Source organism: Streptomyces silaceus, assembly GCF_001419745.1.
Classification (GTDB): Bacteria; Actinomycetota; Actinomycetes; order Streptomycetales; family Streptomycetaceae; genus Streptomyces; species Streptomyces silaceus.
Genome location: NZ_LIRJ01000376.1, coordinates 1 through 7,569, shown reverse-complemented (window position 1 = coordinate 7,569; position 7,569 = coordinate 1). Strand labels below are relative to the sequence as shown.

6 protein-coding genes are annotated in these 7,569 nt (G+C 69.7%); 5 read left to right on the top strand and 1 reads right to left on the bottom strand.

Annotated features, from left to right (window positions below; all coding sequences use genetic code 11):
* The 4 genes from AOK22_RS30290 to AOK22_RS30275 all read left to right on the top strand — a co-directional run.
* A partial coding sequence (locus AOK22_RS30290; protein WP_055701919.1) for an amino acid permease occupies positions 1 to 1,194 on the top strand: 1,194 nt, incomplete at its 5' end.
* Between the two features lie 146 nt (positions 1,195 to 1,340).
* Positions 1,341 to 2,819, top strand: a complete 1,479-nt coding sequence (locus AOK22_RS30285) for an amino acid permease (protein ID WP_055701918.1) — start codon at positions 1,341 to 1,343, stop codon at positions 2,817 to 2,819.
* A 232-nt stretch (positions 2,820 to 3,051) separates the two neighbouring features.
* Positions 3,052 to 3,702, top strand: a complete 651-nt coding sequence (locus AOK22_RS30280) for a superoxide dismutase (protein ID WP_055701917.1) — start codon at positions 3,052 to 3,054, stop codon at positions 3,700 to 3,702.
* A 162-nt stretch (positions 3,703 to 3,864) separates the two neighbouring features.
* Positions 3,865 to 4,071, top strand: coding sequence for a hypothetical protein (locus AOK22_RS30275; protein WP_055701916.1), 207 nt, complete (start codon positions 3,865 to 3,867; stop codon positions 4,069 to 4,071).
* Positions 4,072 to 4,075: 4 nt separating this feature from the next.
* Here AOK22_RS30275 and AOK22_RS30270 read toward each other — a convergent pair whose 3' ends face one another.
* Complete coding sequence (locus tag AOK22_RS30270; RefSeq protein WP_055701915.1) at positions 4,076 to 4,717, bottom strand: mycothiol-dependent nitroreductase Rv2466c family protein; 642 nt, start codon at positions 4,715 to 4,717, stop codon at positions 4,076 to 4,078.
* Between the two features lie 144 nt (positions 4,718 to 4,861).
* Between AOK22_RS30270 and pepN the strand changes: the two genes are divergently transcribed.
* Positions 4,862 to 7,438: an aminopeptidase N gene (gene pepN, locus AOK22_RS30265; RefSeq protein WP_055701914.1), complete on the top strand. Its 2,577-nt coding sequence runs from the start codon at positions 4,862 to 4,864 to the stop codon at positions 7,436 to 7,438.
* The last annotated feature ends 131 nt before the right edge of the window (positions 7,439 to 7,569 follow it).

Sequence of the window (7,569 nt, the reverse complement as noted above, 5' to 3'; positions counted from 1 at the left end):
ATGCGGATGCTCGGCGAGATGTCCGCGGCGATGCCCGCGTCCGGCTCCTTCTCCGTGCACGCGGAGCGCGCGCTCGGCCGCTGGGCGGGCTTCAGCGTCGGCTGGCTCTACTGGTTCCTGCTGGTGGTCGTGCTCGCCGTGGAGGCGACCGGTGCCGCGCAGATCGCGAACGGCTGGGCGCCCGCCGTGCCGCAGTGGGCCTGGGTGCTGATCTTCATGCTGGTCTTCACCGGCGCCAACCTCGCCGCCGTGAAGAACTTCGGCGAGTTCGAGTTCTGGTTCGCCACCCTGAAGGTCTTCGCGATCGTCGCCTTCCTGGTCCTCGGCCTGCTCGCGGTCTTCGGCGTACTGCCCGACACGGACCCCGTGGGCCTCACCAACCTCACCGGCCACGGCGGTTTCCTGCCGCACGGCTGGGAGGGTGTCGTCTCGGGCGTCCTCGCCGTCGTGTTCGCGTTCGGCGGCCTGGAGGTCGTCACGATCGCCGCCGCCGAGTCCGAGGACCCGGTGCGCTCGGTCGCCCGCGCGGTGCGCAGCGCCGTCTACCGCATCCTCTTCTTCTACGTCGGCTCGATGCTGGTCATCGTGACGGTGCTGCCCTGGACGGCGCAGAAGGCCGGCGTCAGCCCGTACGTCGCGGTCCTCGACTCGATCGGGGTGCCGTCCGCCGGGACGATCATGAACATCGTGGTGTTCGTGGCGCTGCTCTCGGCGCTCAACGCCAACCTCTACGGCTCGTCCCGCATGGTCTTCTCGCTGGCCGAGCGCGGCGAGGCGCCCAAGGCCCTCCTGAAGGTGTCGGGCGGCGGGGTGCCGCGCCGGGCGGTCCTCGCGTCGGTGGCCTTCGGCTTCGTCTCGGTCGTCCTCAATCTGAAGTGGCCGGACTCCGTCTTCCTCTACATGCTCAACTCCGTGGGCGCGGTGCTGCTCTTCGTCTGGGCGCTGATCGCGCTCTCGCAGCTGCGGCTGCGCCGGCGGATCGAGCGCGAGGCCCCGGAGCGGCTCGTGCTGCGGATGTGGGCCTTCCCGTATCTCACCTGGGCGGCGCTGGCCGCGATGGCGGCCGTGCTGGGCCTGATGCTGACGGACGACGCGGCGCGGCCGCAGCTGCTGTGGTCGGCGGGGGCGACGGGGCTCGTCCTGGCGGTCGCGGGGCTGCGCGAGTGGCGCGAGGCACGCGCGGAACGCGTGTGAACCACCGGTGAACTTGATGTGTCCATTTCTTCACAACGTGTGAGCGTCGTGTCCGTATAGCGGTCAGCTGTTCCCTGTCAGCGGTACCGGACCTCAGACTGTGGGCCGCTCGCTCCCCCGTCTCAGCTACTGAACAGGGCACGCCCATGTCTCGGACGTCCACCCCCCAGGACACAGCACCCGAAGCACCCAAGGCCGACTCCCCGCTGGTCCACGGCCTCAAGCAGCGACACCTCTCCATGATCGCCCTCGGCGGCGTGATCGGAGCGGGCCTCTTCGTGGGGTCCGGAGCGGGCATCGCCGCGGCAGGGCCCTCGATCGTCCTCGCCTACGCGATATCCGGCGCGCTCGTCATGCTCGTGATGCGCATGCTGGGCGAGATGTCGGCGGCGAACCCGGCCTCGGGCTCCTTCTCCGTCCACGCCGAGCGGGCCATCGGCCCCTGGGCGGGCTTCACCGCGGGCTGGGGCTTCTGGTTCCTGCTCTGCGTCGCCGTCGGCCTGGAGGGCATCGGCGCCGCGAAGATCATGGTGGGCTGGTTCCCCGACAGCCCCCAGTGGGCGTGGGTCGCCCTCTTCATGCTGGTGTTCTGCGGCGCGAACCTGACGGCCGTGAAGAACTTCGGCGAGTTCGAGTTCTGGTTCGCCGCCCTCAAGGTCGGCGCGATCACGCTCTTCCTCGGCATCGGCGTCCTCGCCATCCTCGGCATCCTGCCCGGCTCGGACACCCCGGCCCCCGGCCTGGACAACCTCACCGGCGAGGGCGGCTTCATGCCGAACGGCACGGACGGCCTGATCATCGGCCTCCTCGCCTCCGTCTTCGCGTACGGCGGTCTGGAGACCGTCACCATCGCCGCCGCCGAGTCCGAGAACCCGGTCAAGAGCGTCGCCAAGGCCGTGCGCACGGCGATGTGGCGCATCGCCGTCTTCTACGTCGGCTCGATGCTCGTCGTCGTGACGCTGCTGCCGTGGAACGACGAGGAGGTCGCCACCAAGGGCCCCTACGTCGCCACGCTGGACCACCTCGGCATCCCCGGCTCCGGCGAGATCATGAACGTCATCGTCCTGATCGCCCTGCTCTCCGCGATGAACGCCAACATCTACGGCGCCTCGCGCATGTCGTACTCCCTCATCGAGCGCGGCCAGGGCCCCAAGGCGCTCGGCAGGATCTACGGCGGCGTCCCGCGCCTCGCGGTCCTCGCCTCCTCGGTCTTCGGCTTCGTCTGCGTGCTGCTCAGCTACTGGAGCCCGGACGACGTCTTCCCCTGGCTGCTCAACATGATCGGCGCGATGATCCTGGTCGTCTGGATCTTCATCGCCGCGTCCCAGCTGATCCTGCGCCGCCGCACGGAGCGCGAGGCCCCGGAGAAGCTGGTCGTGAAGATGTGGGCGTTCCCCTTCCTCACCTGGGTGGCGCTGGCCGCGATGGCGTACGTCTTCTACCTGATGACCGACCAGCCGGACACGCGCAAGCAGCTGCTCGCCACGGGCGCGCTGACGCTGGTGCTCGCCGCGATCGGGTTCGCGCGGCAGAAGGCGGCGGAGAAGCGGGGCGACGTGGCCGGCTCCGCCGGCCGGGTCGGCCCGGCGGACTCCGCCGGCTCGGCCGACCGGGTCGACTCCTAGGAGCCGCATCCCTTCCCCTGCACGGAAAAGCCCCGGACCAGCTGGTCCGGGGCTTTTCCGTGCCCGGATGTTCCCGCGCGGACCTAGCCGGATATTCCCGCGCGGACCTAGGACGAAGGGCTGATCAACTGCGCGGGCATCCTGCTGCTAGCCTGCACTTGCGACAGGGTTGCAATAACTTGAGAACCACAACAGTGCACTGCAGCAGAGCAGCAGTCGGAGGGCTCGGACCATGGCCATTTACACGCTTCCTGAACTTCCGTACGACTACGCGGCGCTCGAACCGGTCATCAACCCGCAGATCATCGAGCTGCACCACGACAAGCACCACGCCGCGTACGTGAAGGGCGCGAACGACACCCTGGAGCAGCTGGAGGAGGCGCGCGACAAGGAGACGTGGGGCGCCATCAACGGCCTGGAGAAGAACCTGGCCTTCCACCTCTCCGGCCACATCCTGCACAGCATCTACTGGCACAACATGAACAGCCCGAAGGACGGTGGCGGCGGCGAGCCGCTGGCCGCGGACGGCGTGGGCGACCTCGCCGACGCGATCACGGAGTCCTTCGGCTCGTTCGCCAAGTTCAAGGCCCAGCTGACCAAGGCCTCGGCGACGACGCAGGGTTCGGGCTGGGGCGTGCTCGCCTACGAGCCGCTCAGCAACCGCCTCATCGTCGAGCAGGTCTACGACCACCAGGGCAACGTCGGCCAGGGCTCGACGCCCATCCTGGTCTTCGACGCCTGGGAGCACGCCTTCTACCTGCAGTACAAGAACCAGAAGGTCGACTTCATCGAGGCCATGTGGCAGGTCGTCAACTGGCAGGACGTGGCCAAGCGTTACGCCGCCGCCAAGGAGCGGGTCAACAGCCTGCTGCTGGCCCCGTGAGCCACGGCTGTCGACCGCTCCCCCGGTGACAGCCGTCGTACGTCCCGCCTCGTGATCGTCTTCTCAACCGTCACCGAGGTGGGCGGATGGAGGAAGGGCCCCCGTGAGGACGTGACTCACGGGGGCCTTTCGGTATGCCGGGTTCCGGGGGACGGTGGGGCCATGGCGGATCCCTCGAAGCGCTGCCTCAACTGCGACGACAGTTTCCAGAACTTCCAGCGGCCCCAGGGCGGCGCGCTGGACTTCGTCGTCGCCCGGGTGGGCACCGCGGACTCGGGCAAGTACTGGCGGTGCGGGCGCTCCGGCTGCCGGCGCGTGCAGAACTACTTCAACTACCAGGACGGCTTCGACCTGCCCCCGGACCTGTGAGCCGTCAGTCGAAGACCGGGCCCTGCGTGCGCGTGCGCTTGATCTCGTAGAAGCCCGGGATCGACGCCACCAGGAGCGTGCCGTCCCAGAGCTTCGCCGCCTCCTCGCCCTTGGGGGCGGGGGTGACGACCGGGCCGAAGAAGGCGATCTGCTCGCCGTCGGCGCCGGGGACGGCGATGACGGGCGTGCCGACCTCCTGGCCGACCTTGTCGATGCCCTCCTTGTGGGAGGCGCGCAGCTCGGTGTCGTAGGCGTCCGAGTCCATGTGGTCCGCGAGGTCCTTCGGCAGGCCCACGTCTTCCAGCGCGCCGACGACGGCCTCGCGGGTGGGGCCCTCGCCGCGGTTGTGGAAGCGGGTGCCGAGCGCGGTGTAGAGCTTGCCGACGACCTCGTCGCCGTGCTTCTGCTGCGCGGCGATGACGACGCGCACCGGGCCCCAGGCCTTGGTCTCCAGCATCTCGCGGTACTCCGCGGGGACCTGGTCGAGCTTGTCCTCGTTCAGGACCGCGAGGCTCATCACGTGCCAGCGGACCTCGATGTCGCGGACCTTCTCGACCTCCAGGATCCAGCGGGACGTCATCCAGGCCCAAGGGCACAGGGGGTCGAACCAGAAGTCGACAGGGGTCTTGCTGCCGTTCTCGGACATGTCTCTCCCTAGGGAATCCGTTCGCATCTGCCCGGGAAAACGTCCGTGGCGCACCGGGGCATTCCCGGATGTCGGCCGCAGACGGCACATGCGAGGATCGTAGACATTCGTACGAGTCTTGCGAGTCACAAGGGAGTGCCGCCCGTGCCCGGTGAGAATCTGTCCCGCGACGAGGCCCAGGAGAGGGCCGCGCTGCTGTCCGTCGACGGCTACGAGGTCTTCCTCGACCTGCGCTCGGCGGTGGGCGAGAGCGGTCAGGAGCCGCGCACGTTCCGTTCGGTGACCACGATCCGTTTCCGCAGCGCCGAGCCGGGCGCCGCGAGCTTCGCGGACCTGGTCGCGCCGAGCGTCACGGCGGTCTCGCTGAACGGCAAGGACCTGGACCCCTCCGAGGTCTTCGACGGCACCAGGATCGCCCTGGAGGACCTCGCCGAGGAGAACGAACTGGTGGTGGACGCCCAGTGCGCCTACAGCCGCACCGGTGAGGGCATGCACCGCTTCGTCGACCCGGAGGACGGCGAGGTCTACCTCTACACGCAGTACGAGCCCGCGGACTCCCGCCGCGTCTTCGCCAACTTCGAGCAGCCCGACCTCAAGGCGCCCTACCGCTTCTCGGTGCAGGCCCCCGAGGGCTGGACCGCGTGGTCGAACGGCGTCGGCGAACTGACCGACGGCGTATGGAAGTTCGCCGAGACCAAGCCGATCTCGACGTACATCACGGCGGTCGTCGCCGGCCCGTACCACTATGTGACGGACTCCTACGAGCGCGTCCTGGAGGACGGCACGCGCCTGGAGATCCCCCTCGGCGCCATGTGCCGCAAGGGCCTCGCCCCGCACTTCGACGCGGACGACGTCTTCCTGGTCACCAAGCAGGGCCTGGACTTCTTCCACGACAACTTCGACTACCCGTACCCCTTCGGCAAGTACGACCAGGCGTTCGTGCCGGAGTACAACCTCGGGGCGATGGAGAACCCGGGCCTGGTGACCTTCCGCGAGGAGTACATCTTCCGCGGCAAGGTGACCACCGCGTCCTACGAGCGCCGGGCCAACGTGATCCTGCACGAGATGGCCCACATGTGGTTCGGCGACCTCGTCACCATGCGCTGGTGGGACGACCTGTGGCTCAAGGAGTCCTTCGCCGACTTCATGGGAACCTTCTCGATGGTCGAGGCGACCCGCTTCACCAACGGCTGGATCACCTTCGCCAACAACCGCAAGGCGTGGGCCTACCGCGCCGACCAGCTGCCCTCCACGCACCCGGTCACGGCCGACATCCGCGACCTGGAGGACGCCAAGCTCAACTTCGACGGGATCACGTACGCGAAGGGCGCCTCGGTCCTCAAGCAGCTCGTCGCGTACGCGGGGCGGGACGCCTTCCTGGAGGGCGTCCGGCGCTACTTCAAGCGGCACGCGTACGGCAACACGGTCCTCGGCGACCTGCTCTCGGTCCTGGAGGAGACCTCCGGGCGCGACATGACCTCGTGGTCGCGGTCCTGGCTGCAGACGGCGGGCGTCAACTCCCTGACCCCGCAGCTGATCCTGAACGCGGAGGGCCGGATCACCGAGCTGGCCGTGGTGCAGGAGGCCCCCGAGTCGCACCCCGAACTGCGTCCGCACCACGTGGCCGTGGGCCTGTACCGCCGGGCGGCCGGCGGAGCCCTTGAGCGGTACGCCCGCGCGGAGGTCGACGTCGAGGGCCCGCGCACGGTCGTGACCGGGCTGGCGGGCGAGGAGGCCCCCGAGCTCGTCCTGGTCAACGACGACGACCTGACGTACTGCAAGATCCGCTTCGACGAGAACTCGCTGGCGACCCTGCGGGACCACCTCGGCGACATCACCGATCCACTGGCCCGCGCGCTGTGCTGGTCCGCGCTGTGGAACCTCACGCGGGACGGGCTCATGCCCACGCGTGACTTCGTCGGTCTCGTGCTGCGCTTCGCCGGGCGCGAGAGCGACATCGGCGTGCTGCAGATGCTGCAGACGTGGGCGGGTTCCGCCCTCACGCACTACGCGGCGCCCGCGTGGCGCGAGGAGGGCGGCCGGGCGCTCGCCGAGGGCGCGCTGCGGGAGCTGCGGATCGCGGAGCCGGGCAGTCAGCACCAGCTGACGTGGGCGCGGTTCTTCGCGACGGTGGCCTCTTCGGCTGCCGATCTCCAGCTGCTCCAGGGCCTGTTGGACGGCACGGCCAAGATCGACGGCCTGGAGGTCGACCAGGAGCTGCGCTGGGCGTTCCTGAGCCCGCTGGCCGCGCGCGGCGCCGCCGACGAGGAGGTCATCGGGGCGGAGCTGGCGCGGGACGACACGGCGTCCGGCAAGCGGCACCAGGTGCGGTGCCTGGCCGCGCGGCCCTCGGCGGCGGTCAAGGCGCAGGCGTGGGCCTCCGTGGTGGAGTCGGACGCGCTGTCCAACGCGCTGGTGGAGGCGACGATCGCGGGCTTCACGCAGCCGTCGCAGCGGGAGCTGGTGGCGCCGTACGCCGCCAAGTACTTCGACGCGATCGAGCGGGTCTGGGCGGACCGGTCCATCCAGATCGGCATGGACGTCGTGAAGGGCCTCTTCCCCCACCTCCAGGGCGACGAGGCGACGCTGGCGTCGGCGGACGCGTGGCTCTCCGCCCACGCGGACGCGGCGCCCGCGCTGCGCCGCCTGGTCCTGGAGGCCCGCGACGACCTCGCCCGCTCCTTGCGGGCCCAGTCCTGCGATGCCGGCGCGGCGGCCTGACGGGGTTTCCACCGTGGGGCCCCCGTGTCACGGGGTCCCACGCGCCCTCCCCGGTAAGGGAGTTGCAGGTTCTTCGGCTCTCCGCCGCGCGTGAACAACACCGCCGCTCCGCGGCGGTCCATCCCCACCCC